The sequence below is a fragment of the Candidatus Hodarchaeum mangrovi genome, from assembly GCF_975850365.1.
Genome location: NZ_CDLCQJ010000137.1, coordinates 40,064 through 66,345, shown reverse-complemented (window position 1 = coordinate 66,345; position 26,282 = coordinate 40,064). Strand labels below are relative to the sequence as shown.

Genomic DNA, 26,282 nt, shown 5'->3' with positions numbered 1-26,282 from the left:
ATTATTTAGTGAGTACTATCAGTAAGTACTAGTTGTGGTTTTATTGTTAAAGCCATTAATTCTTGAAGAAGAAGTTTAAAGGCATAAGAAATTGCAATTTTATAAATTCCGGTATCAGTATTCCCACAAATACTACAAAGAGTTTGATCCTTCTTACGATCCCACGTAGCAATTAAACCGCAATGTTCACAAATAAAAATTTCAGTTTTATCAGATTCTTCAAGTAATCTCTCCTTGAGAAGGAGAGCTGCTCCATGTCCGATTAAACAATCCCGTTCCATTTCACCAAAACGTAATCCACCTTCTCTCGCACGGCCCTCTGTTGGTTGACGGGTTAGAATTTGAATGGGACCTCTAGCACGAGCATGAATTTTGTCTGCAACAAGATGATGAAGTTTTTGATAATATGTTGGACCAATGAAGATCCTTGCGGGGAGCTTGTTACCTGTAATCCCATCATACATAACAGATTCTGCATAAGGATGAAATCCAAGTTTTCTTAATTGAGTTGCAATATCTTCAGGGTCTGGAGACTCAAATAATGTCGCATCAATTTGTTTCCCATCATAACATGCCACAATAGCGCTCATACATTCAATAATCTGACCTACTGTCATACGGCTAGGAATTGCATGAGGATTAACAATTAAATCAGGAACAATCCCTTCTTCAGTAAAAGGCATATCAGCTTGAGAAACAATATGACCAATTATACCTTTTTGACCATGACGAGAAGCAAATTTGTCTCCTAACTCAGGAACACGCTGGTCTCTTACTTTAATTTTGACCAAAGTGCTTCCCTCAGATGTTTCAGTTAATATAACTGAATCCACAATTCCTTTTTCACCATGTCTGATAGCAATACTAGTTTCACGACGTTGTGGGGTGGTAGAATCTAAAGAATCAAATTCAATATATTCCTCTAGAAATCTAGGTCTTGATGTTCGACCAACAAGGATGTCACCACCACCAACTTCAATCTCAGGTTCAATAATACCATCAACTTCACTTAGATGTCTATAAACTTCTTTGGCCCGATACCCCCGAACACCTTTCTGAGGAATCTCAAAACGATCTTCTTGACCTCCGAGATACTTTTTCTCCTCTCCTACATATGATCTGAAAAAGTGGCTTCTTGCTAACCCACGTTCTATACTTGCTCTATTTAAGATTAAAGCATCTTCAATATTGTATCCTTGAAAGCTCAAAATAGCTACAATAAAGTTTTGTCCAGCAGGCCGATCATTGAAACCAATAACATCCATGGCTTTACTACCCACAAGAGGTATTTGGGGTGCTTGTAAAATATGTGCTCTTCGGTCAGTTCGAAAGTAAAAATTTGATGCATAAAGCCCTAGGGCCTGTTTAGTCATTCCTGCTTCATATGTATTACGAGGAGATTGATTATGTTCTGCATAGGGAATAATGGAAGCGCAAATGCCTAAAATTGCAGAAGGGGAGATTTCTAAATGTGTATGATTCGGTTTAATTTCCTCAAAGTTCATTGCTATATATGAATTCTCTTCCTCCTCTGCATCCAGGAATTCTATTACCCCTTCTGATAATAAATCAGAGAACTTAATATCTCCTTTTTGAAGCTTTTCAATATGGGCCATTTTTAGTCGAGGAATAGGAAGCTCTTCATTGTCTACTTGATCAAGGATAATTAAAGGACGTCGGACACGTCCTTCATCAGTGTTAATAGATATAATTCGGTTTTCTTCGAAATAAGCAAAATTAATCTCAGAAACAAGCTTTGAAACTCTCCTAGCCTCTCTTAATAAATTAAAAGTCTCACGAGGCTCCCGAGTAGTAGCAATTAAATTGCCATTCAAGAGTATTTGGGTTCCTTGATGATCAATTGATTCAGTCACTGGGATCACACTACAATATTGAAAAATAAAATCGTTTACAGGTTCTTCTGGTGAACCAATCGAAATATATGCTTGCATGGCAAGATTTTTTACTAATCCACAATTTGGTCCTTCAGGTGTTTCATTAGGACAAATTTTTCCCCAGTGAGTTGCATGAAGATCACGAGCTTCAAAATGGGCTTGACTTCGGATTAATGGACTAATTACACGTCGCAGATGACTGTACGTAGACATATAATTTGTTCGATCCAACAGTTGAGAGACTCCAGCTTTTCCTCCAACCCAATTTCCTGTTGCAAGGGCATGTCTTATTCTTTCAGTAATAACATCTGCTCTCATAGCGACGCGAAGGTTTGGAAGTTTACCTCGTCTAGCACCTTTTTCCAATTGATATTTGATATCCCGATATAATGAATGAAACGCAACACGAAAGAGGCTGGTTAGCATTTCACCAGCAAGTTTCAGACGTTTATTTGCATAATGATCTTTATCATCTGGATCAATTCTATTAAGATTCAGCTCTATAACTTTGAGCGCCATTTGAGCTAGATAGAGGGCTTTATGACGTCGGAAATCTTCTGATTTTCCCACGTGTGGTAGTAAATAGTTGTCTAGAACTTGTTTGGCTCTTAAAATTCGATATTGACGAGTTTGACCAACAGCGACACGTTTCCCGATAAAATCTAATGCTTCTTCTTGGTCAACTATTTCTGCGGCTTCACGCAGAGTTGGTAATAATTCCTGGATTAATTCAGGTTCATTTGTTACCAAACTGGCAATATCACGATCGATTGTTACCCCAAGTGCTTTTATTAGAACTGCTAGTGGCAGGGGGCGGGGAACGCTGAAAAAATTAACTAATAATCGTCCATCTTTTCTTCTTTGAACTGAAACTAGAGAACGGAATCCTGCTACTGTACTAAAAACTTTAGCTACAGCTGTTGTAGAGGATCCCTTTCGACCTTCATCAACTAGTACTCTGTTTGAAACTAAATACTCTTGGGTAACAATCACACGTTCAGATCCATTGACAATAAAATACCCACCAGGATCCTCTGGATCTTCTCCTAAACGAGTAAGTTCATCAACCGACATATTTGATAATAAACACGTTTTAGACTTAAGCATAATAGGAAGTCTTCCAATATATGCTGAAACTACTTCTTCTTCTCTTTCAATTCCCGCATCAACGTAGACTGGTCTCATTTTAAGATTTAAGGGGGAGGAATATATTAGATTACGAATTCTGGCTTCCATGGGATAGATGGTTCGTTCTGACCCATCAGCTTCTCTAACTGAGGGTTCTCCAACCTCTATCCCCTCAAGTTTGACATAAAATCCTTCAATGTCGGGTTCTATTTTTGGTCGTTCTTGAACGATTTCATTCAATCTTTTTTCTACAAACTCATTAAATGAATGAAGATGTTGTCTAACTAATCCAAACTCATTGTACATGGATTTCAAAACTTGCCATTTATCATCGTTAGAAATTTTGTCCAATATAAATACCCCTTATATCAATACATCATTAACTGCCAATCAAACGCTAATAGCTGAGTAAAAAACCTAAATCTTTGATCAAATTTAATTAGATATTAATTAATAATCGTAATCATAAATATATGTTGTGAAAGCAATGTAAATTGGAGAGTGATAATTAACCTAAATTATTAATGTCTGGAGGTTCCTAGGAAGGCTATTTTAACGTAATTAGTCAGAATTTAAATCTAATACTACGTGGGATACGCGAACATAGATTCCGTCTATTGAGCTAATATTAATACTTTATCCTTCACGATTTAAAATAAAAGAAATTGTATAAGTTTAAATAGAAATAACTATTTACGAAGATTCTTTCATTTAGCAGGGAAAGAAAAATTTTGTTAAATCTCTTAAAATAATATTAAAATAAAAATTCAATACAAATCAGCAAGAAGAGAATATATATGATCTTTCTAGCCAATTATGTTATTGTAATGGGATTTATCGGATTACTATTAAACATACCACTCCTTATTATTATCCTAAAGAAAAATCTGCTATCCCAATGGGATGGAGTTATAACAGGAGCTTTGATCATAGTTTTAATCTTTTTATTTTCACCAATCTTATGGCTAGGAATGATTTTCTTTTTTTTTACATCATCTTTCTTATCAAAATGGAAAATTAAAGAAAAGGAATCTACTAATGTAGAATTCGCAAAAGGTCCCCAACGAGATGCGATCCAAGTCTTATCTAATAGTCTTCCAGCTATATTATTTGGATCGATGTATTTTATAAACGAAGTAATACCAATATTATCAATTAATATGTCACCATCTACTGTACTTGTTTCTCCATGGATGATTGCATCATTTACGGCAATAGCAACACATAATGCAGATACTTGGATGACAGAAATTGGTATTACAGTGAAAAGATACCCACGATTAATAACAAATCTTAAAATAAAAGTTCAACATGGTACAAGTGGTGGGATTACTCTCGAAGGTACAATTGCTGGAGTAATAGGAAGCTTTTCATTAGCAGTTATTTATTTCTTAGGAATAATCCTAACCAAAACAAGCTTGATACGTTTCCCTTTTGAGATTCTTATTCTGATTACTATTGGAGGAGTTTTAGGAGGTCTAATCGATTCTTTGGAAGGAGCAACAATTCAAGGAATTTATTATTGTGAAAATTGTCAGAAAGAGACGGAAGCAAAAATCCATAAATGTGGAAATACATCAAAATTTCATCGTGGTTATATACTAGTGAGTAATGATTTTGTGAATTTAAGTTCAGCATTATTATCAGGGATAATTGTTGGCTTAGTGTATTTTTTCCTAAGTACATTTTAATCTAATTTACTCATAAATATCAAAAGGTCTCTTTCGGAGTATATACTGAACTGCTTTTAAACATTTATTTACGCGGTCTTGGATATTAGAAGCTCCAAAAGCCTTTGTTTTAAACATTGTATCAATCATGATCCCCAAGGCTATCTGGAAATCAAATGTTGAACCCTCAGGATAAAAATCTATTAGATTTAAGTTATTTTGATTGATAGCATAATCATAACCTCGACAAAGTGTTTCAAGGTCTGAAATCGTTCGGTCAAAAGACTCAGATAAATAATAATCATTATAAGCAAATTTGGAAAAAAACGTTCCAATATCTTCAGCACGATCAACATTACCCTCTGAATCAACATATGCAGGATCAATTAAAAAAACTTCTGTACAATCGATTTTAATATCTCCTATATTTGAACTTGGTCTGTCAGATTCTTTAAACATGATATTTCCAGGATGAAAATCACCAAAACAATTAGCACCTGCTTCGCTAGAACCTATCCGATTTAAGTCATCTTTAAATAAGGAAAATAGTTCATTCTTATCACCTGGAGGAATATTTAACCCATTAGTAACCCCAGTTATTAGATGAAGGTAGCGATCAATCATAACTTTATTTTTTAATACCCCATGAATATATGGAAGAGCGAGACCAGAAAGAAATAATTTCTGAGGTTGGTCTAATTTACTATCGAGATATTCTTGTGTATCAACGAGTCCTTGATAAATAAGAAGAGAATTATGATGAGAGAAGTATAATAGTCGGGGGGTATGGATTTTAAAATTATTCTTTAACATATCAGTAAGCCAAACAGCTCCATTACCTTCTTTTGCCGCGGATTCGGGATTGTTTAAAAATTTAAAAGCTAAAACGACTTCATAATGTTGATTCTTTGCAGATTGAACATTTACGGTCATTAATTGTAACTCTCCTCGTCTACCCAACCTTTTACCAAAGACTAATCCAGTAATTTTGTCAATAGGCTGAAATATGCCTGTTTTTTCCTGCAATATTTCTTCAAGGTGTCGCATAAAAAATTTGGATAAAACGTTGATCAATTCAATCTTAAGCTGTTCCTGAGCGAGAATATCAGATGTCAAATAAATTAGTCTCCAGAAATTATGTTAATCAGTGTTATAAGAGAGGATTATTAATGAGATATGACTTTTTTTTTGTCTCACCATTTTATTATCAATTAAATTCCTTTCAGGAAAACAAATTAATTTTAATCTGAATGTATCAATAATTTGAATTTAAAAAAATGACGTTTTTAAAAAATCTGAACCTTGAAAAGAACTAAAATGAATCTCAAAAGTCCATAAAAAAATTTCTATCTTTTAAATTGAATTATTTTCCTTCAGTTAAATCCTCTAATTACTCAGGGAGAAGATCGAGAGAAAAATTTCTAAATTACTCACTGGAAAACCTTATAAAAAATGATGAATAAATCTGAATTGGTGAGCTAAGATGACCAGCTGGGATCATTTTGTTATTTTCTCCTATTCTACGTACTCAACCAGCTAGTCGAAGAGCACCTATATTCTTACTAAGTTCTTTTCTCTTTTGTTATCTAAAGTTTGACTCACGTAATTGCTCTCAAGATTTTTATAATTTGATCAAATCGGTGACTCAATGCTGGAGTTTAACAAATGAGAATTATTATATCATTGATGCCTATTTAAAGAAAATTAGAGGTCATTTCGATGGGACTTAAGCCAAAGATGACAAAAAAAAGGTGGAAAGGAAGTAACGAGAGACAAATCATTCAATTCTGGATAGATAATGAAACATATAAGTATGTCCAGAACCCTCAACTTTCAAATTATATCTTAGATACTCCTCCTCCCTATGTATCAGGAAGAGCGCATTTAGGATTCGCAGTTCATTATGCACAAATAGATATGATAGCTAGATATAGAAGGATGAAAGGTTTTAATGTAATTTTTCCTGCATGTGCAGATCGTAATGGCCTTCCTGTAGAAGTGAAAGTAGAACAAAAATTAGGAAAATCCATGCATGAAATGGATCGTGAGGAATTTCTTAAAATTTGTAAAAAAGAACTCGATAAAGCTGAAGAAAACACCCTCCAAGTAATGAAATGGATGGGATTATCGTGCAATACATTTTATGGATCTCCAGAGATTTTCTACCAAACAGATTCCTCCAAATATCGCTACAATACTCAGAAAACCTTTATTAAGGCGTGGTATGATGGATTAATAGTTCGGGATACACGCCCGAATAATTGGTGTATTGAATGTGGTACCACTATTGCTGATGCTGAAATTGAATATCGAAATGATGATTCATATCTTCATTACATTCAATTTCAGGTGAATAACTCACCGAAAAGGATAACCATTGCAACCACTCGCCCTGAACTGATAACAACTTGTGAAATGATAATTTTTCATCCTTCAGACGAACGATATGCAAATCTTGAAGGAAAAACTGCAAATATTCCTATATTTGGAAAAACAGTCCCTATCCATGCTCATAGGGAAGCGATTCCTGAATTCGGTACAGGTATTATGATGATTTGTGCTTATGGAGACAAATCTGATGTGAAAATTCTCCGTGAGTTTGGTATAACAAATCCAAAAACAGTAATTGATTCAAAAGGCTATTTCAATGAAAATGGAGATAAATACGCTGGATTATCAATTGATGAAGCACAGAAAGCGATATTGAATGACTTAAAAATTTTGAATGTGTTGGAAAAATCAGAACCTACCTCACGAAGAGTACCGATCTGCTGGCGATCAAAAACTCCTATAGAAATTATTGCCATGGATGAATATTATCTAAAACAGGTAGAGATAATTCCTGAACTTCAAGAATTAGCTAAAAAAATGGAGTTTTTTCCTTCTAATAGTAAAATAATTTTAGATAATTGGATTAATTCTATATCGATGGATTGGGCAATAAGTAGAAGGAGATTTTATGGAACTTCTATCCCAATCTGGTATTGTCCAAATTGTGGAGAACCAAATGTTCCTATGGAAGATCAGTTAGATCGCTATTATGAGGCATGGAAAGAAGAAGGCCCTTTGAAAAAGTGTCTAAAATGCAAATTATCGATGAAAAAAGCTCATGGTGAGGATCGTACCTTTGATACTTGGTTTGATTCATCAATATCAGAGTTAGCTGCCTGTAATTATGAAAACCTATTCTTTGAAAGCCAAAATAATCAATTCTTCAAGGAAAATTTTCCTTGCTCCATAAGACCCCAAGGAAAAGAAATTGTTCGAACTTGGCTTTATTATACGATTTTAAGATCTTACCACTTATTTAAGCAACCTCCATTTAAAGAAGTATGGATTTCAGGCTTAATAATGGATCCCTATGGAGGTAAAATGTCTAAAAGTCTAGGAAATAGCGTTGACCCTTTATTATTTCTACAACCTGAAATACTACCGAAAAATACACCTGAAAGTTTACGTCCAGATAAGAACAGTTGGAAAGCAATAGCTGAATTAGAAAAATCCACTAAATTTCTTGGTGAAAAATTACCTAATCTTTATTATGGTGCAGATAGCGTGAGATTAACATCATGTATGCAAGGAAGTCATGGATCTGATATTCGTTTCTCCCTTGCTAAGCTTGATGGAAATTCACGATTCCTTACTAAATTATGGAATATTGCACGATTTATTTCCTCATTTCCAATTGAAAAAACACCAAGGGACTTTAACCAGACTGATCAATGGATTCTGAATAGCTTTGATGCGTTGATACAGCGTTGTAATGAGGGATATGAGCTGTTAGATTTTTCAATTCCAGCAGAAAATATCTATAACTGGATATGGAATATTTTTGCACCTCATTATATTGAATTAGTAAAGTCTAGGGTCTATAGTGAGGATCCCACCCGACAAAATGACGCAAGAAGTGCACAATATACACTGCATCATATCCTGCAAATAACACTTAAATTATTAGCCCCAATTTCACCTTTCATCACAGAAGGTATTTTTCAAGAAATTTACAATCCTAAAAATAGTATTCACTTAGAAAGAATGCCAGAATCAACCCATAAACAGATTAAGGAAGACCCAAAGACAGACGAGATAATGAAATTAGATTCTTTCATTTGGAAAGCAAAAAAAGAACGAAAATTCTCATTGAAAGATCCTGTCAAAGAATTATTCCTGAATGATGCGTTACAGGAATTTATCTCAGATCTACAAGAAATGCATAATATTGAAAAAATAACTATTGGGAAACCCTCAAATCCTTCAGATTATATTCAGAATGAAGATTATTATTTAAGATTCCCAACGTAAGGAATACTTTTATTATATATGTAGGAAAGAATAATGGCAAAAAAAGGTTCACAATCTACATCAGACGATATTACAAAAATGAGTGGGTTATTATTATCAGGAGCGACCATGCTTGGAGATATATGTCCAGATTGTAAAGTTCCTCTTTTTAAAAAAGGTAATGACATTTTTTGTCCAAAATGTGAACGAAAAGCTGTTTATGCACGTTCAGATAAAGAGATCAGTGCAATTCAACAAATATATTCACAAAATGAATTACAGGAACTCTTACGAGATATAGTGTTAGGAAAAATCAATTATATAACTCAAAAACTTGCTGGGGAAGAAAAATTATCTGAAATCAAACATCTAAGCGAAATACTTGATGTACTAATCACTGTACTAATAAAAATAAAAAAAATTTGACGAAATAAAGATTTGGTAGCTCTAGGTGGTGTATATCAGTAATGTCAAAACAACCATTAGAAATTGATTTGGAATTATTTGAATTGATGTTTCCAGGGAAAATAATTGGCAGAGCGGTGGTTGATGCAGAAGCACGGATAATTGGAGTTATTAGAAATGTACGTATCCAAATTCCTTCCCCCATGATTAGTCTTGTAGTTAAAGGATTAAATACTGAGTTCACGGTGAAAGCTGAAAATATTAAAGCTATTGGAAATGTAGTCCAATTAAACATAACAATTAAACATTCTGAACCCATTGAGGTTAATGATATTGTTAGATTACGTACTGAAATTCAGGAAGAGATCAATCACTTTTTTGATTTGAACCGAGGGAGATCGGGGTAGAATAAAATAGATAAGAAAGAATAATATTCAAATTTATTAGTAAATAATGTGTAATATAATAAATATTACGGAATTAGAGCATTTTTAATTTCTAATTTCCAAGAAACTTACATAAAATAATCTTCTTATAAGTCTTGTAAATCTGTGTTCTATGTAAGGAATTACCCTTATTCTCACTCTTAAGAATTAATTTCTTAAATAATCAAACAATCCTGTTTAGTAATATCATGGTGAACAACTAGATGCCCGCTTTCTTAGATAGAATTACGAATGACCTCCGAGATCGCTATAACACAGCAACTTCAACGATTAATAGGGAGATGGTTCTTCTTTATTCTGCTCTTATGATTATAATAATTATAGCATTTCTTGTTAGAATTTTTACTATTTTTAGGTATGAGATAATTCTTTCTGCTAATGACCCGTATTCTCAATTCCGTGCTGCTCAATACATCGAAGAGAATGGGTTATTTAAATTTTTTAGCTGGGTCGATACCCAAACATGGTACCCTGAAGGCCGTTTTTGGGGTATTTCACAGTATGTTGGAACCCCAATATCAGCAGTTTTAATACACCAGTTATTTCTCCTTGTAGGCATTGAAATTCCTTTGGCTACTATATGCTTCTTTCAACCAGCTATCCTTGGATCTCTTACCTGTGGTGCAATCTATTTCTTAGGAAAAGAACTCGGAAATAAGAAGGTAGGCTTACTCGCTGCACTCTTTCTTTCTGTTTCTGCAGGACATCTTCAAAGAACTGTTGCAGGATTTTTTGATAATGAGGCACTTGGAATATTATTCTTAGTATTAAGCTTATACTTCTATGCTCGATCCCTCAGAACTGGTTCAGTATATATGACCATACTGTCTGGAGTGAGCCTAGGAGTATTATCTGGTTCATGGGGGGCATCTACATATGTATTTAATCTTCTTGCCCTTCATGCTTTTATTCTTCTCCTAACAAGAAGACATTCAGATCGATTGTTTCTTGCATATGGTGGAACTATTCTAATAGGAACTTTTATTAGTACCTTAATCCCTAGAAATGGACCAAAAATTCTATTAACCACTGATGGCTTAATTCCTATAGGAGTTCTTGGACTTCTTGCTATTTATGAACTTTTTCAATATCTAAGAACATACTATAACTTTTCATCTATACTAAAAAGAATAAGTAAATACTATCCTGTCATCGGAGGAGGTGTGGTCATAGCAATAGCATATTTATTACTTTCTGGGTCAGTGATTAACTTATCATCAAAATTTGTGACAACTCTACTTCCATTTATTCGTGATAGTACACCTATTATGAAATCAGTTAGTGAACATCAAATTGTCTCTTGGGCATCATTTTTCAGAAATATTGGAATCCTAGTATTCTTCCTCCCTCTATCAATCTACTATCTGTATATAAAACCAACAGAAAGAAATTTATTACTACTTTTATTTGGATTGACTTCAATATATTTTGCAGGTTCCATGGTTCGACTCGCTTTAATATTAGCCCCCGCAACTGCACTTTTAGCAGCTAAAGCAATAGATCAAACACTCCTCCCGTTTGTATTAGCTTTCCAAGAACGTTTCGCACTTAGTAGACGAAAAATGCGATTCACTCAACCACTGTCGAACCAACATACCGCAATCGCATTTATTTTTATGGGAATATTCCTCTTTTTTGGAGTTTTCACAGCTACGGATCAGGCTATCAAATATACTTCACCTCCCTCAATCCTAACAGTAGTCCCATCTGGACAAACCTTAATTATCGGAAATGATTGGCTTGAAGCTATCGGATGGCTTGATTACCATACTGGTAGCAGGGATGTTGTTGCTTCATGGTGGGATTATGGTTATTGGATAAGTGGGAATTCGAATACAATAATTTTGGTTGATAATGCAACTATAAATAAGACTAAAATTGCTAATATAGGTTGCATGTTTGTAACTAATCCACGGGAATCTCTGAAAATTGCAAAAATCTATGATATAACCTATATTGTCCTTCTTGTCTCTGATGGGTATGGAGCAGTTGGTTTAGACTCTGATCTCGGAAAAGTTCCATGGTTTGTAAAAATAGGAGAAGATGGTGGAAATATTATTCAGATTGATCAAAATGATTATCTAGAATATGACACGAGAGGACAGTACATTACTGGTTATGTCGATAAATTCTACCAATCAGTTTTTTGGTCCCTCTTTACAGCTGAAATAACAGATGAAGCCTATAGTCGTATCACACAATATGGTCCAATAAAGGATAATGCACCTACATCAAAAGGTTTTGCACCTGAATGGGCTGATTACGCCGACTATTATGAACTTTCTTACACAACACAGCATAACTGGGTTTATATCTGGAAAATTAATTGGGATATTATTCCTCCAGGAGCAATTGCGCCCTAAACCTATTTAAGGACTTATATTAATTCAGAACGATAAATTGTTAATTCCGTTTAACTTTTGTATTATAATAATATCCTTGGATTGGTAAAAGCTATTCAGGATTTGAACTACATGACTAAATTTACTATATGATAAAATAAATCCCCATCCTGGATATAATGAGTCATAAACCCATTATTCAGATAAAAAAGCTAAGATAATAAGTCAATTTTCGAATAAATACTTAATTTTGAGAATTTAATACAATTTCATTACTTTTAGTAACTTATATCTTTAATTCGGATGTTTTAAACTGGTTACTCATCCAATTTGTTTATGAGGGGAAAATTCCCCAATATGATTGCTTAAATTTTGATTTAAACCTGTTTTATAAGAAAATGAGAATAAGAGTCTTTTTAAAGGTATTAGGAGAGAGAGAGAAGTATTATTGAGATCGAACATATATCGGATAAAATTAAATATGAAAAAAATCAAAATCCTTCATTTATTTCTACAATATAATTTTAACATTACCGAGGAAGCGTTAGAGTATCTAGAAGAGATTTCTATTTCGGAAAAAGCTCTTAATGTAATCTTATTGAAACTTCCCCCTGAATTACCAGTAGTTGATTTGTCAATCCTAAAAACCTATACTATTCCTGAATTTTTTCCAGAAACACCTTTATCTCAAGCTAGTATTGAGGAATCAGTACAGAAGCAAGAAATTAAACCTGAAGATGCTATAGAGGATTTAATTCCAAAATCTGTAAAGATTCCAGTCAAAGCACGGATTAAAATCAAGCAAGATATTCCTGAAAAACTCTCTAAAAAACCTGATTCAAACATATTTCAAATTATGTTTCAAGATAGATATAAAAAATTAAGAGGAATAGTTGAAGAAAGGATTGATAAAACAAAGATTCTTTCGCGAGATATTCCACTGGATAAACGAAACCAACTGAAAGAAGGTATAATAATAGGGATGGTAGAAGATACAGGGGTTCTAAGCACAAACCGATTTGTTATCCAATTGGAAGACTCTGAATATCCATTTCATACACGATGCGTAATGGTAGAAGATAGCCCTTCATTTCCTAATTATAGATCTATCCTCAGAGATGCAGTAGTAGGTGTCTTAGGAGTTTTACCAAAGAACTATAAGGAGGGTCCATTAACTGCATTTTGGGGAAAAGATATAATTCGTCCTGGATTTGAAACCCATGGTTTTAGTTCTTCGAATTCAAAACAAAGGGTTTTGATTATCTCTGACATTCATTATGGATCAAAAACCTTTTCTAAAGGTACATTTACCAGATTTATAAGACTTTTATCCTTAGAGAATATCAAATCAACGCTCCAAAATATAATGGAAAATGTTTCAACAATAATCATAGTAGGAGACCTAGTAGAAGGTGTGGGAAGATATCCAGCCCAAAAAGATGAATTATCAATCCTTTCAATTGAAGCTCAGTATGAACAATTAGCACAAGAATTCGAAAAACTTCCAACTTATTATGACATAATTGTGATACCAGGAGAGCATGATGCTACCCAAATAGGGCTTCCTCAACCTGCAGTTAATAAGAAATTTGCTTCTCCATTGTTAAAACTGCCCCAGATTCGAAGTCATGGTAATCCGTTACGGATTACGATCGAAGATGTAAACTTTTTACTAATGCATGGGCAAGGATTGGATAATCTATTTCAAAATCATTTGAAATTAGACCCAGGAGAAGTACAGGAAGGAATCCAAAATCTCTTAGAATATCGACATTTGGGAATGGAATATGGAACATTTTATCCACTTGTACCATATCCTGAAGACTATTTAGTAATAGATCAAGTACCTGAAATCATGGTTACAGGGCATTTCCATCAAGCTTCCTATAATGAATATAAAGGAGTAAAAATACTAACTACAGGATCATTTCAAAAAGGACCCTCCTCAAAAAAAGATTCATCATTGGGTATCTTTTACTTTGTAGAATTAGGTAATGGAAAAGTTTCTCAGATTGATCTTAAAACAATAGATTAAACAAAATCTAAATAAATAGATTTCCTGCAATCATCTTATCCTGTTTTAAAATGGATTGGATTAAGGTTTTAGGAACACTAAAACGAATTTCTTTAGTCCGACCATGACGTCCCCGTGAGACAACTCGAGCACTAATAATACCCAGAGCATCTAATTCATTAATAAGATCACCCACACGTCGTTGGGTTAAGGAATCTTTTCCAGTATCTCTACATAACCGACTATATTCCTCATAAACATCTCCTGTAGAAACTGTTTCAGTTTCATCGACATTGGTTTCAAGTAGGAAAATAGCTAGAATTACCATCTTTGACTGTAAAGGTAAAGTACTAACTACTTCGGTAATAGTATTCCTTTCAATTGCTCCTTGTGCCTTTTTAACATGAGCTTGGCGAATCCGATCTGCTCCCTCACGCTCAGCAATATCGGCAGAAACTCGTAATAAATCTATAGCACGACGTGCATCTCCATGCTCCTGAGCTGCAATGGCAGCTATCATATTAATGACACCTGATTCTAATGATTGATCTTTAAAAGCGAGATGAGAACGTTCAACTAAGATATCTGTAATTTCAGGGGCTTCATAAGGTTTAAATACAATTTCCTCCTCAGAAAGCGAAGATAAGACACGAGGATCCAGATATTCTTTAAATTTCAAGTCATTAGAAATTCCAATGAGACTAACCTTAGCACGAGTCATTTCAGAATTAATACGAGTCAAATTATATAATGTTTCATTACCCGATTTTTTTACTAAACTATCAATTTCATCAAGAACAACAATAAAAAACGAATCGCGTTGATCCAAGCCCATTCGGAACCGAGAGAAAACTTCATCGGTAGCTAAACCCGTAAAAGGAACATCAACCCCTAAAGTAGAGCAAAGATCAGCAAATACACGATAATTGGTGTCAACAGAATTGCAATTAAGATATGCGACCTCTATTTTGTGTCCATGCTGAGAAGCTTTCTTACTTAAAGTATTAAGTACATGTTTGGACACTGCAGTTTTACCAGTGCCAGTTTTACCAAAACAAAGAATATTACTTGGTTTTCCACCACGTAACACGGAAGCAAGAATATAACCCAGCTGCTTAATTTGATCAGTACGATGGGGCAAATTTTCAGGAACAAAGGAACTATCTAGTACATCACGCTGTTTAAACAACTTAGGCGACTTAAGATAGCCCTCGAAGATTTCATCTAAAGTAAGATCGGATGATTCATCATAATGATTCAATGACAGACCCCACAAAGGATTTATGACTAGTAATGCACAAAGAAGGACAAAGGGTACATTTTAAATTGTGCAGTAGATGTACCACTTCTTCGACTCGCCAAATTTAAACCAACGTGTTATCATGGTATTACAAGTCCTAAAATGGAATTTTATGCCCAATTTCTATTTAGTTTGAACACTATAGGATGTTTTTGGTTCTATTGTCAATATAGTTTTTCAATTTTTGTATAAAAGAAAAACTATGATCATTTTAAATATATTTACATTAGTACTCTAGTTTAATACTATATCTTCCTTTTTTGTTGATAAATCCATGTATTACAAAGGTATTTGGCTATATCACTGTTCTTTAATCGTTTTAGTAAAAATAAAAACTTTGGTTAGAGGAAATCAACCTGAAAAATCCTTTAATCATCTATTGTAAAAACCTCATCGGACATTCTGGAGTTTTTATTTTCATTTCTTAATTTATGTAAAAGATTAATCCGATGCTTCAATTTATCTAAAGAATAACTTTTGTGGAATCTCTGATCAAAATGTACTAATTTAGACCAAGCATCCTCTGGCCTTTTTCCAAGATACTTCCACTTATATTTTCCACGTTGTTTTAATTGTGAATTACGTGATATATATGTCACCAACCAAAAATAAGGGCCATGAGGAAATCCTTCAATACATCTACAAGTTGATTTTCCACATCTTTGCCATTTAATGATCAAAGACGCCATAAAAAAATATTTTATTTTGAGGAAAAAAATCTTACCATATGAATCATTTTATTTCCTTGATAATATTTCAAAATTATTCATTGTAAAATTTTATAATAGACCTTGGGACGTCCTCGTTCAGTTCGTTCTTCAGAAAATCGCACCACGTAACCTTTCAGAATAAGACGAAGAAGACTATCATAAAGAGTGGATCGAGGAACTCCTGTTAAATGAACTAATTTAGACCGTGTTAAAGGCCCCTCAGAACGGAGAATTTCAACAAGATGACGATCTAATTCATGGGCAATGTCGGAATAATCATCAGAAATTGAACGTTCTACATCAGGGGGTACTGTGGTATTCTTTCCAGATATCTTCATAAATTGGTTCATACTACCACCTAAAAAATCCTTTAAGATGTATAAAACTATCAAAAATAAAAGATCACAGAATATGAGGATAATATAATGAAATCTTACAAAATTAATTCAAAAATGAATGAACAAATATTATTAATAAAATACTAAATTCAGGGTTGAGAGGAAGGAAAAAACTACACAAATTTAGCTAAATTAGAACTTTAGGTATATCTTTTTCCATTTGAGGATTAATTCGATATTCAATTGGATCTCCTTCCTGTTTTTCAATCAAACCCTCTTCAGCAAGACGATTCAAGTTAGTTTGAACTGTTGAAATGCTAATATCGTCATCTACATAATGGCGATAGAGCTCTTCTACTTCTCGAGCTGTCAGATAGTTGGGATTAGCTCTATTTCGAACAATACTTAATATTTTCTCTTTCTTTGTCTTGAGATCATTTAAACTAAGAATGGTTGGTGAATCAATCTCTTGGGTAAAAACTCCATTACTCTCATTCTTGATTAAAAGTGATTCCATTAAATCCTCAATCTGTTTTTGTTGATCACGAGTCAATTGTAGATAGGCTTCAATAACAGTGTGGAGTGGACCTAACCTAATTTTTTTATCAAATGCAATTGTGATTTTATCACTGCCTGCTGTTACCTTAGGCCCAATTTCACGCATTTTAGTTCACTAATAATAGATTTTTCAAATTTTCTGAAAGATTTTCGATATTTTATTTCAGATTGATTCACATAATTGCTTTACACATTCACACTAATAAACTTTAATCAATACCCCTGTAATATCTTAAACTTGTCAGAAAGGTTTTATGTGAATTGTGAATGACTTTTCGCATGTAAAATTAAGATTTTCATTCACCTTGTGAATTAGATTTGTCGGCTGTATCCCATAAATGCTTGGATTATAGACACTTATTTTATAATTAGTTGTGAAAAATATACTATAAAAATTTAGTCAAACTGATACATTTTTCCAATGGAAATTAAGGGGTTAAGATATAAAAAGTGAAAAAGTATTAAATATAAGAAAAACCATAAAAAAAGTATTATATTCATTTATAAGAGAATAATTCTCAATTAATTTTAAATTATTATTTTTAGAAACATAAAATCTTAAATTTTTTATAGAAAAGATACTTTAACCTCGATTGCCGGTGAAGAAATTTTAAGGAATTCCAAAGATCTTAGATATCTAAGAGAATTCTATGATTCACAGGTTTTTATGAATGTGAATTGAGTTGTAAAAAACCTCTCCTTTCGTCCAATAGGTTTTTCATTAATTTTCATTCGTCTCTTTAAGTTAAAAATGAACGAATGAATGTTTGATCTCAAAGTAATACTGAAAATCTTAAATATAACCTAACCTTAATGACTCTTAAGAGAAAAAAAGGCATTAGTGGATATTTATGACTCAATCTATACAAGAAACAGATCTCTTAGAGAAGGAAAATGAAAAGGAATTTGCCTTTGAACTAGTAAATCAAACTGATAAACAAGTCCTTGATGTTTTAACCAAAATTGAACCTGCAACAAGAACAGATATTTGCAAAAAAACAGGAATAGCACGAACAACAATTTATGATGCTTTGACACGTCTTATTCTTTATAAAAAAGTCGTTAAATATTCTGTTCCTGGAAAATCGAAAGGACGTCCCAAAGTTTTTTACCGGATAAGTTAAAATAGTAGAAAAAATTTAATCTCTTTTTTTGTCACTTCATTTAACAAGATTTGGTTGGAAATTATTTTATTTTTAGCGTACATATTATCTAGGTATATGGGCCCTTACCCCTTCATTTCCTTTGGAACATTAGGGTATTATGAACACCAATCTTTTTATCATATTTCGGTTAGTTAATTCGACAAAATATCAATTTATTATATACGTACTACCTCGTTGATTCTTTTTTAAAAACTAGATTATATCTGTGTAATTTCAGTAAGAAAGAAAATGTAATTAAAGATTCCATTGTATTATTTAGATATATAATATAATATGGTAAGATAATATATATTTATTAAAAGGAGGTTTCCAGTAGAAATTTTGGTGTGTCGGGGACTGTTCATAATATGAATTTCTTACCATATGATAATATTGTGTTAAATGGAATAATAATAGATCAAAACTTCAAAGCTGGGTGAACCTCATCGTAATTAATATAGCACATAGAGGTGGAGCAGGTTTAGCTCCTGAAAACACTTTAACTTGTTTCAAAACAGGTTCTCAGTATGCAGATATGATTGAATTTGATATTCAACCTTCTCAAGATCATTACATATTGGTTTTTCATGATCGGCAAGGGATTGAACGTACATCTAATGGATCTGGTAAGATCATTGATCATCCTTATTCTTATCTTCAATCCCTAGATGTTGGTTCTTGGTTTCATCCCAAGTTTACTAATGAACGAATACCAACATTATATGACACTATTGAGATATTGACTAAAATTTCCTCTACTATTCTGTTTAATATTGAGCTAAAATACTTGGATTCATCAAACTGGTTTGAGAAAAGTATTTTAGAGGTTATTGACCATTTTAAGATTGAAGAGAGAACCTTTATCTCTGCTAGGTATTTAGAAAATATTTTTAATATCCAAGAAATTAATCCAGAAATTTCATGTATATTACTACAAAAAGAACGACATTGGAATGATTATTTAGATATTGTAAACAATTTAGGTCTAAATATTGTCCAAATTCGTCGGACAGCTCTGATACCTGAATTTTTTGAAAAATGCCAGGATCAGGGAATTAAAATATTCTATTTTTATGCAGATACAATTCCAGAAATGAAAAAAGCTATTGATTTAGGCGTTGATGGTATTTTAACAAACTTCCCTAATAGACTTCGAGATATTCAAGAAAATATGACTTAAAACCATAATTTTAGACCTAGTAATGCTAATTAATTGTTTTTCAATAAAAAATACCCTCGAGGCTCTCTAAATAGATAATAAATCATAGTGATTTATTATTCATAAATTATTTAAGGAAATTTACTGCAATTAAAGAGTACATTGTTGATAACGGTTCTAGGCAATCCATTGGAACATACTCATTCTTTTGATGTGCGACTTCTTGATGTGGTCCTAAATGAAGACATGGTATTTGCCCTTCACCTGCAAAAATATTAGCATCTGTAATTCCTATAGTATATTCATATAGAGGAGCTTTTCCCATCACTGTACGATAAACACTATCAAATACCTGAAAAATAGGATGGTTTTGATCATCTATATATGCTTCATAGCGTGGAGGTTTTAAATTCACAGTTACTTCAGCAGAAAGATTTAATGAATGAATCAAGTTCTTCATATCATCAATAGCTGATTGAACTGTTTCTCCAGGAATTAATAACCGATTCACTTCCATACGAGCAAATGAAGGAACCGTTACAGAATAAATCTCATATCCTCCCTCTATTTTCAATGTAGAATAATTACCTTTTCCAAATTTTGGATGATTTTGAAAATTAAGTTTATTAAGGTTTGCTAGAATTTTCCCTAATTCTTCAATTGCATTTATACCAAAATTTGGTCGAAAAGCATGTGCTGCTTTTCCCTTAACTAAAATTTCATATAAAATTTTTCCTGTAATTCCAAGAGGAATTGGTTTTAACTCATCCCCGGAGTAAGGTTCTCCTAATACAATTGCATCTACTTTTCCATACTCAGATGCAAGCATCGCTTTAGCTCCTTTTCCAAATCCCTCTTCATCAACTACACCAGAAAAAGAGAGTTCTCCGTTGAATGAGTGTTCTGATTCAACGAAAGCTCGTAACATATTTAATGTACATGCTATACCTGTTTTCATATCACAGACTCCTAAACCAAATAATTTTCCATCTTTAATTACAGGATCAAAAGGATCAGTTTCCCATCCATCTACAATGGGTATTGTATCAGTATGGCCATTGAAATTAATTTTATTTCCAGTAGTTTTTCCAGTTAGTTTTGAATAAATATTTGGTCTGCCTCTTTCTACCTCAACAGCTATACACTTTAAACCTAATGCTTCTAGCTCATTCTTAATGAATTCAGCCATCTCACCCTCATTCCCAACAATTGAGTTAATACTAATCATATCTTTTAGAAGTCTTAGAGTATAATTTAGATCGAGTTCTTTTAATAAATCTTCCATCATTTTAATCTCAATAAGACGAAAAAAGTTCTCCTTAAAAAACTTTACACCGAATATCCTAGAATTTTAAATATAATTTCAGATAATCCCTTAGGATTATCTATTTTTCTCTCCTCCTCCTCTATGATGATTGAAAATATTTAATAGAGATATTTCTAGAATTACCAAGGGGATCTTAAAATTTTCATTAAAGCTCGTGGGACTTCATTATAATTCCGAACAACCACGTATCTACCGCCACCAAGTCGAGCAAGATCTTTACAGACTCGTTCTCCCCATTTTTTACCTCCTGGAAGATTTATTACATGTAATTTTTCGAATTGTCGACAAAGATAGCGTGGATCGCCCCCTTTATTGTATGCTCCATCACTCAATAAAATAGCCCATTTAAATCGAGTTTTTAACCCTTTTAATTGTAATGCACCCACTTTAAGAGCATCTTCAATGTTAGTATACCCAACAGCTTCAAGATCAAGGATTTTATCCATTATATCATCAATTTTTACATCATCATTGATTCCCTTTATTAGAAAAGCTTTTGTATTAAATGCAATTACACCAAACTTATCATTTCGCATAGAATAAGCCATTACTGCTGATGATAGTGCAGCATTGATATTTCTTTCTCCCATCATGGAACCACTGGCATCGAGAATTAGAACTCCATTCTTTTTCCTTTCACGTCGTTCAATTCCAACAATATCACTACTTTTTAGTGCTGGAATACCAGTCGGATAACGTTCTAAAATCTGATCCATGGTGGCCTCAAGATCAAAATCTGCATCAGGTTGATATTCTCCTCTAATAGGAATATCTCCTCGCAATCCCTCAGAAGCAACCCTTAGAGACATTTTTAAAATTGCTGTCCGTGTTAACCTTTTTAGAATTTTTCGTCGTTTCGAATCGATTACTCCACGCATGACAAAAAAAAGTTTTGGAGTGTATATTCCTCCAGAACCAGCCACTCTTCCAAGGGAAACTAAGCGTTCTGGATTCAATATATTAGAAACTGCGTATTTATTGATTTTAGCGAGAGACATCAGTGCAGGAAGGTTTTCATGTTCAATAGCTGATTCTGTTAACCTTTCTACGCTTGCTAAATCAAGTTTATCTAGCCTTGGAAGTGTATCGCCAGCAGCAATAGCTGCTTCAGCAAGATCCTCCATATTGAGTCTACCAAATAATCTAATATTTTTCTTGTATTCCCGGTGAGATTCCCGGGAACTGCTTATAAAAAACGGTCTTCTTCCCCTGATAGCACTGCTTCGACTATCTCATGAATAATATCTTCAATAGGTCGTTCTACCCCATCTTCAAGTTCTATTTTTGTTGCTAGAGTCATAATAGCCATTTCAGAAACTGTTTCTAAGTTCATACTTGACACTAGACTTAGAATTTTAGCTAGATCAATTGCTCCTCGGATAGAAGAACCTCGTCGAATATCGCTATGGTTTCTTGTTGCACGAGTTATTTTTACTGCTGTTTCTGCAATTAGATTATCTTCATCTCCAATTTGTGCTTTTTTCTTTACAATTTCAAGCTCCTCCTCAAATCCTTGATGGTCAAGTTTAATCCAGACAAATCTGTCTTTTAGGGCCTCAGAAAGCACAGTAGTTCCAATATAAGATTCTGGGTTTTGAGTTGCTACGACTAAAAAACCTTCTTTTGCGTTTACGACACCTAATTTAGGTAAAATTAATATACCTTCATCCATGGACGGTAATAATACATTCTGGGTTCCTTCAATTAATCGATTTGCTTCATTGATAAATAAAATCGATCCATTTTTCATCGCAAGAGTTAATGGACCAGGTACAAAAGCATCCCATACCCATCCCCTTTCTACAACGAGAGGGGGTTCAAAATGACCAACAAGCTTGGATTCAGTGTATCTTTCATCTCCATCAATCCGAATAAATCCTTGGTCAAAATAAGCAGCAACTGCATGTGCTAAGGTTGTCTTACCTACTCCAACAGGACCTTCAATAATAATATGTTTTCCTGCAGTTTTTCCAAGTATAAGTTTTCGGAGGGTTCGTTCTCGACCTACAACCCCAAATTTCTCTTGAATATCTAAAATAATTTGTTCTATATCCACAAATGTCACCAACAGGTAATAATTAAATAATCATTAATCCTATCGAATATATTATTCATAATAACCATTTTAATTAGCATAAACGAATTTCTGGGATAATAATAAATACATTTACAATTACCCAGCTAATATCAGCAAAAGAACGCCATCTCTTTATTCTCTATTTATGCTTTTGCCCTCATTTTCGTAATCAACTTTCATGCATAAATTAAGTTATGTAAATATTTTGTCATTTCTATTGTGAAAGGGATGTATTGGTAGATCTAGATTCATTAAAAACTAATAATCCTTTTTTAATATAATTTATATACCCCAATAGAATAAACGCCGAGGGTGGGATTTTCAAATAGATAATTGCTTTTATCTATTTTTTGAACCCACGAGTGCAAAGCACACCAGATTTCTAGTTCTAAACAAAGGTATCTCGAGTCTGGCGCCTTACCGAGCTTGGCTACCTCGGCTTTAATAATCTTCCTTAAATGCGGGGGGTGAGATTTGAACTCACGAACGTCTACACGACCAGGATCTGAACCTGACTCCTTTGACCAGACTGGGAAACCCCCGCTTTATGTTTTTTTATCCTCGATTGATTTTTCAATGATTATTAATAATCTAAATTGATTACTGATTGATAATTAAGGAACTATAGAAGGGGATAGATAAGGATTTGGATCTTTATTAATTAGAAACAATCAGGGGAACATATAAATAACTGCGATTAATAAATATTATCTATCCTGAATCGTTCCTTTCACTTGTTTTCGAGATTAGAAGCCAATGAGCCAAACAACAAAAGCTATGAAACAGTATTTCGAGATCAAGAAGAAATTTCCCGATACCATTGTCTTTTTTCAATTAGGGGATTTTTATGAAACATTTTATGAAGATGCAAAACTTGCATCAAAGGTTTTAGATATCACATTAACTTCACGAAAATCAAGAAAAGATGAAGAAAGAGGAATCCCATTGGCAGGTATTCCTGTGAAGGCATTAGATTCTTATATTAATAAGATGATAGAAGAAGGATATAAAGTAGCAATTGTTGATCAGTTAGAAGATGCTAAAAATGTTCCATCAGGAAAAATTGTGAAGCGAGGAGTAACGAGAGTTATAACTCCTGGGACTTTATTTGAACCTACCTTATTAAATAATAAAACAAATAACTTCCTATTAAGCATTGCTTTTAATGAAAAGAAAAATATGATTGGTGTTTCTTTTGTTGATATTTCAACAGGGGAATTTTTAGTTTCTGAATTTTCAGAGAACTCCCTAGATATGTTCCGGGATGAATTTACACGATTTAAACCTTCAGAAATTATAATTCCAGATGTCACTAGAAAAGGAGAATTATATAAGGCGCTTCTCGATATTATCTCCTCTCCTCCAAAAATAATGATTTCTCCCATTAATGAAACCCATTTTAATTATGATACTGCCCGATCTGCTTTACTGAACCATTTTGATGTAAAATCATTACAGGGATACGGTTGTGAGGCTATGATTGAGGGAGTAAGAGCAGCAGGTGCACTTATCATCTATCTATCAATGTTGAAAAAGGAATTTCCAAGTAATATTTCTTCTTTGAGGACAATATCAAATAGGAATTATTTAACACTCGATTCTACTAGCCAAAGAAATCTTGAGATTGTTGGCAATGCTTTTGATGGTAGTATTCGTGGTAGTCTTTTATCGGTATTCAATGATATTAGTACATCGATGGGAGCACGTTTACTTAGAAGATGGTTATTGCAACCATTACGGGATAAAGAAATAATCTGCCAACGGTTAGATGCAGTGGAACAATTTCAGTCTAATCTTGAATTAGCTAGAGAAGTACAAGATCTTCTTACAAACATAACTGATTTTCAACGATTAATGACTAAAATAACGTACAGTACTGTAAATGCAAAAGATTTGATCACTTTAAAACTATCATTAAAACTAAGCTTGGAAATTATCGGACTACTACATCATAATCAGGATCTAAATTCATATATTTGTAAGAAAATCACTAGTTTTAATTCTTCTCCACTAGAAAAAATACATCTGATCATTGAACATGCCATACTTGATAATCCACCAACAACATTAAGAGAAGGTAATCTTATCAAAGTATCTTATAATAAAGAGTTGGAAAATCTTCACAGACTTAAATCTAATCATAAATCAATTTTAAAGGAAATTCGTGAAAAAGAAGAGTCACGAGTTAATTTTAAGTTTAAAATCGGTTTCAATTCTGTTCATGGATATTACATAGAAGTTACCAAAGCTCAAATACGCGAGGCTGGAGGAGATGAAGCGATTCCAACCGATTATATACGAAGACAAACTCTTGTGAATGCTGAAAGATTCATTACTCCAGAACTTAAAGATTTTGAGGAAAAGAAGCTCAATGTAGATGAAAGGATTAATGAATTGGAATATTTGATTTTTTGTGAAGTTCGTGATCAAGTTTCAGCCGTTGTTTCTCAAATCCGCTTTTTTGCTGAATTACTTGCTGAATTAGATGTGATAATTTGTTATACATTTACCGCTATCCGTAATAGCTTTGTTAAACCTAAATTTGTAGAAGAAAAAGGTATTTTAATCACTAATGGACGACACCCGGTTGTTGAATTACTTCAAAAAGAATCAGGATTTGTGCCAAATAGTACTGATCTTAATCAGGGAGAACTTCATATCATAACTGGTCCAAATATGTCAGGGAAAAGTACTTTCATTCGACAGGTAGCAATTATTGTGTTAATGGCTCAAGCTGGTTCTTGGGTTCCTGCTAATGATTGTAGATTGAGTATATTTGATAAAATTTTTACTAGAGTTGGGGCATTTGATCGTTTAGCTTTTGGTCAATCTACTTTCATGTTAGAGATGCTAGAAACGGCTCATATTCTAAATAATAGTACTCGTGACTCTTTAGTCATCTTGGATGAAGTAGGAAGGGGCACAAGTACTTATGATGGATTATCATTAGCTTGGGCTATTGCTGAACACATCGCTCGAAATATAAAATGTATGGCATTATTTGCTACTCATTATCACCAGCTCAGTGAATTAGAAAACTTTTCTAAACGAATAAAGAATTTTCATATGACTGCTATGGAGCGAAATGGAAAATTAATGCTATTGTATAAAATAAAAGAGGGATCAACGGATCATTCCTTTGGAATAAGTGTAGCAAAAATGGCTGGAATACCAAATTCTGTAATATTATCTGCTCAAAAGAAGTTATTAAAATTAGAATCAATATCAGCAGAATATAATAGTGAGGTTGCCTCTGATAAAAAAGGGCCTCGACAATTATCTTTAGTAGAAGCTTTGTCTAATGTTACAAATAAACAAGAAAGATTGAAAAAATTAGAAGACTTAAGGATTGAAATCCTTGCATTTCTTAAAAATTACATCAATGTTGATATTAACTTTAAAACTCCCATTGAAGCTTTAAACGATCTTGAAGACATAATTAAAGAAATAAAAAGACTATATAATGAGATTCAGGAGGATTTATGAT

18 protein-coding genes and 2 tRNA genes are annotated in these 26,282 nt (G+C 33.2%); 9 read left to right on the top strand and 11 right to left on the bottom strand.

Annotated features, from left to right (window positions below; genetic code table 11):
• Nucleotides 1-5: 5 nt before the first annotated feature.
• Nucleotides 6-3,377 carry a DNA-directed RNA polymerase subunit B gene (locus tag ACWVCY_RS13210; RefSeq protein ID WP_455143368.1) on the bottom strand — a complete coding sequence of 1,124 codons (3,372 nt, stop codon included), beginning with the start codon at nucleotides 3,375-3,377 and terminating at the stop codon, nucleotides 6-8.
• A gap of 443 nt (nucleotides 3,378-3,820) precedes the next feature.
• Here ACWVCY_RS13210 and ACWVCY_RS13205 point away from each other — a divergent pair, with 443 nt between their 5' ends.
• The gene (locus tag ACWVCY_RS13205) at nucleotides 3,821-4,714 is read left to right on the top strand and encodes a DUF92 domain-containing protein (protein WP_455143325.1); all 894 of its coding nucleotides are present in this window, start codon (nucleotides 3,821-3,823) and stop codon (nucleotides 4,712-4,714) included.
• Between the two features lie 6 nt (nucleotides 4,715-4,720).
• On the opposite strand, the gene ACWVCY_RS13200 is transcribed toward ACWVCY_RS13205, so the two are convergent.
• Nucleotides 4,721-5,809, bottom strand: coding sequence for a hypothetical protein (locus ACWVCY_RS13200; RefSeq protein ID WP_455143324.1), 1,089 nt, complete (start codon nucleotides 5,807-5,809; stop codon nucleotides 4,721-4,723).
• Nucleotides 5,810-6,412: 603 nt separating this feature from the next.
• On the opposite strand from ACWVCY_RS13200, the gene valS reads away from it, so the two are divergent.
• From valS to ACWVCY_RS13175, 5 genes are all read left to right on the top strand, one after another.
• Nucleotides 6,413-8,995, top strand: coding sequence for a valine--tRNA ligase (gene valS / locus ACWVCY_RS13195; RefSeq protein WP_455143322.1), 2,583 nt, complete (start codon nucleotides 6,413-6,415; stop codon nucleotides 8,993-8,995).
• Nucleotides 8,996-9,028: 33 nt separating this feature from the next.
• Entirely contained in the window at nucleotides 9,029-9,400 is a 372-nt protein-coding gene (locus tag ACWVCY_RS13190; protein WP_455143321.1) for an Sjogren's syndrome/scleroderma autoantigen 1 family protein, read from the top strand.
• 41 nt (nucleotides 9,401-9,441) lie between these two features.
• Nucleotides 9,442-9,786, top strand: coding sequence for a hypothetical protein (locus ACWVCY_RS13185; RefSeq protein WP_455143319.1), 345 nt, complete (start codon nucleotides 9,442-9,444; stop codon nucleotides 9,784-9,786).
• 242 nt (nucleotides 9,787-10,028) lie between these two features.
• Entirely contained in the window at nucleotides 10,029-12,188 is a 2,160-nt protein-coding gene (locus ACWVCY_RS13180) for an STT3 domain-containing protein (protein ID WP_455143317.1), read from the top strand.
• 460 nt (nucleotides 12,189-12,648) lie between these two features.
• Nucleotides 12,649-14,202 carry a metallophosphoesterase gene (locus ACWVCY_RS13175; RefSeq protein WP_455143316.1) on the top strand — a complete coding sequence of 518 codons (1,554 nt, stop codon included), beginning with the start codon at nucleotides 12,649-12,651 and terminating at the stop codon, nucleotides 14,200-14,202.
• A gap of 7 nt (nucleotides 14,203-14,209) precedes the next feature.
• Here ACWVCY_RS13175 and ACWVCY_RS13170 read toward each other — a convergent pair whose 3' ends face one another.
• The 4 genes from ACWVCY_RS13170 to ACWVCY_RS13155 form a co-directional block, all read right to left on the bottom strand.
• Entirely contained in the window at nucleotides 14,210-15,442 is a 1,233-nt protein-coding gene (locus ACWVCY_RS13170; RefSeq protein ID WP_455143314.1) for an ORC1-type DNA replication protein, read from the bottom strand.
• A 407-nt stretch (nucleotides 15,443-15,849) separates the two neighbouring features.
• Nucleotides 15,850-16,185: a DUF6788 family protein gene (locus tag ACWVCY_RS13165; protein ID WP_455143366.1), complete on the bottom strand. Its 336-nt coding sequence runs from the start codon at nucleotides 16,183-16,185 to the stop codon at nucleotides 15,850-15,852.
• Between the two features lie 62 nt (nucleotides 16,186-16,247).
• A complete protein-coding gene (locus ACWVCY_RS13160; RefSeq protein WP_455143312.1) occupies nucleotides 16,248-16,541 on the bottom strand; it encodes a helix-turn-helix domain-containing protein in 294 nt (97 codons plus the stop codon).
• Nucleotides 16,542-16,716: 175 nt separating this feature from the next.
• The gene (locus tag ACWVCY_RS13155; protein ID WP_455143310.1) at nucleotides 16,717-17,193 is read right to left on the bottom strand and encodes a transcriptional repressor; all 477 of its coding nucleotides are present in this window, start codon (nucleotides 17,191-17,193) and stop codon (nucleotides 16,717-16,719) included.
• Nucleotides 17,194-17,938: 745 nt separating this feature from the next.
• On the opposite strand from ACWVCY_RS13155, the gene ACWVCY_RS13150 reads away from it, so the two are divergent.
• Both ACWVCY_RS13150 and ACWVCY_RS13145 read left to right on the top strand, forming a co-directional pair.
• Nucleotides 17,939-18,211: a hypothetical protein gene (locus tag ACWVCY_RS13150; RefSeq protein ID WP_455143308.1), complete on the top strand. Its 273-nt coding sequence runs from the start codon at nucleotides 17,939-17,941 to the stop codon at nucleotides 18,209-18,211.
• Between the two features lie 457 nt (nucleotides 18,212-18,668).
• On the top strand, nucleotides 18,669-19,412 hold the full coding sequence (locus ACWVCY_RS13145) for a glycerophosphodiester phosphodiesterase (RefSeq protein ID WP_455143306.1): 744 nt from the start codon (nucleotides 18,669-18,671) through the stop codon (nucleotides 19,410-19,412).
• Between the two features lie 106 nt (nucleotides 19,413-19,518).
• Here the strand turns inward: ACWVCY_RS13145 and ACWVCY_RS13140 are convergent, their stop codons facing one another.
• The 5 genes from ACWVCY_RS13140 to ACWVCY_RS13120 all read right to left on the bottom strand — a co-directional run bounded on the left by ACWVCY_RS13140 (nucleotide 19,519) and on the right by ACWVCY_RS13120 (nucleotide 23,339).
• Nucleotides 19,519-20,679: a M20 family metallopeptidase gene (locus ACWVCY_RS13140; RefSeq protein WP_455143304.1), complete on the bottom strand. Its 1,161-nt coding sequence runs from the start codon at nucleotides 20,677-20,679 to the stop codon at nucleotides 19,519-19,521.
• A 158-nt stretch (nucleotides 20,680-20,837) separates the two neighbouring features.
• Complete coding sequence (locus ACWVCY_RS13135; protein ID WP_455143302.1) at nucleotides 20,838-21,842, bottom strand: vWA domain-containing protein; 1,005 nt, start codon at nucleotides 21,840-21,842, stop codon at nucleotides 20,838-20,840.
• Between the two features lie 62 nt (nucleotides 21,843-21,904).
• Entirely contained in the window at nucleotides 21,905-22,774 is an 870-nt protein-coding gene (locus ACWVCY_RS13130; protein ID WP_455143300.1) for an AAA family ATPase, read from the bottom strand.
• 325 nt (nucleotides 22,775-23,099) lie between these two features.
• Nucleotides 23,100-23,235, bottom strand: a tRNA-Ser gene (locus ACWVCY_RS13125).
• Between the two features lie 19 nt (nucleotides 23,236-23,254).
• Nucleotides 23,255-23,339, bottom strand: a tRNA-Leu gene (locus ACWVCY_RS13120).
• 212 nt (nucleotides 23,340-23,551) lie between these two features.
• On the opposite strand from ACWVCY_RS13120, the gene mutS reads away from it, so the two are divergent.
• Nucleotides 23,552-26,281: a DNA mismatch repair protein MutS gene (gene mutS / locus ACWVCY_RS13115; protein WP_455143298.1), complete on the top strand. Its 2,730-nt coding sequence runs from the start codon at nucleotides 23,552-23,554 to the stop codon at nucleotides 26,279-26,281.
• Nucleotide 26,282 lies beyond the last annotated feature (1 nt).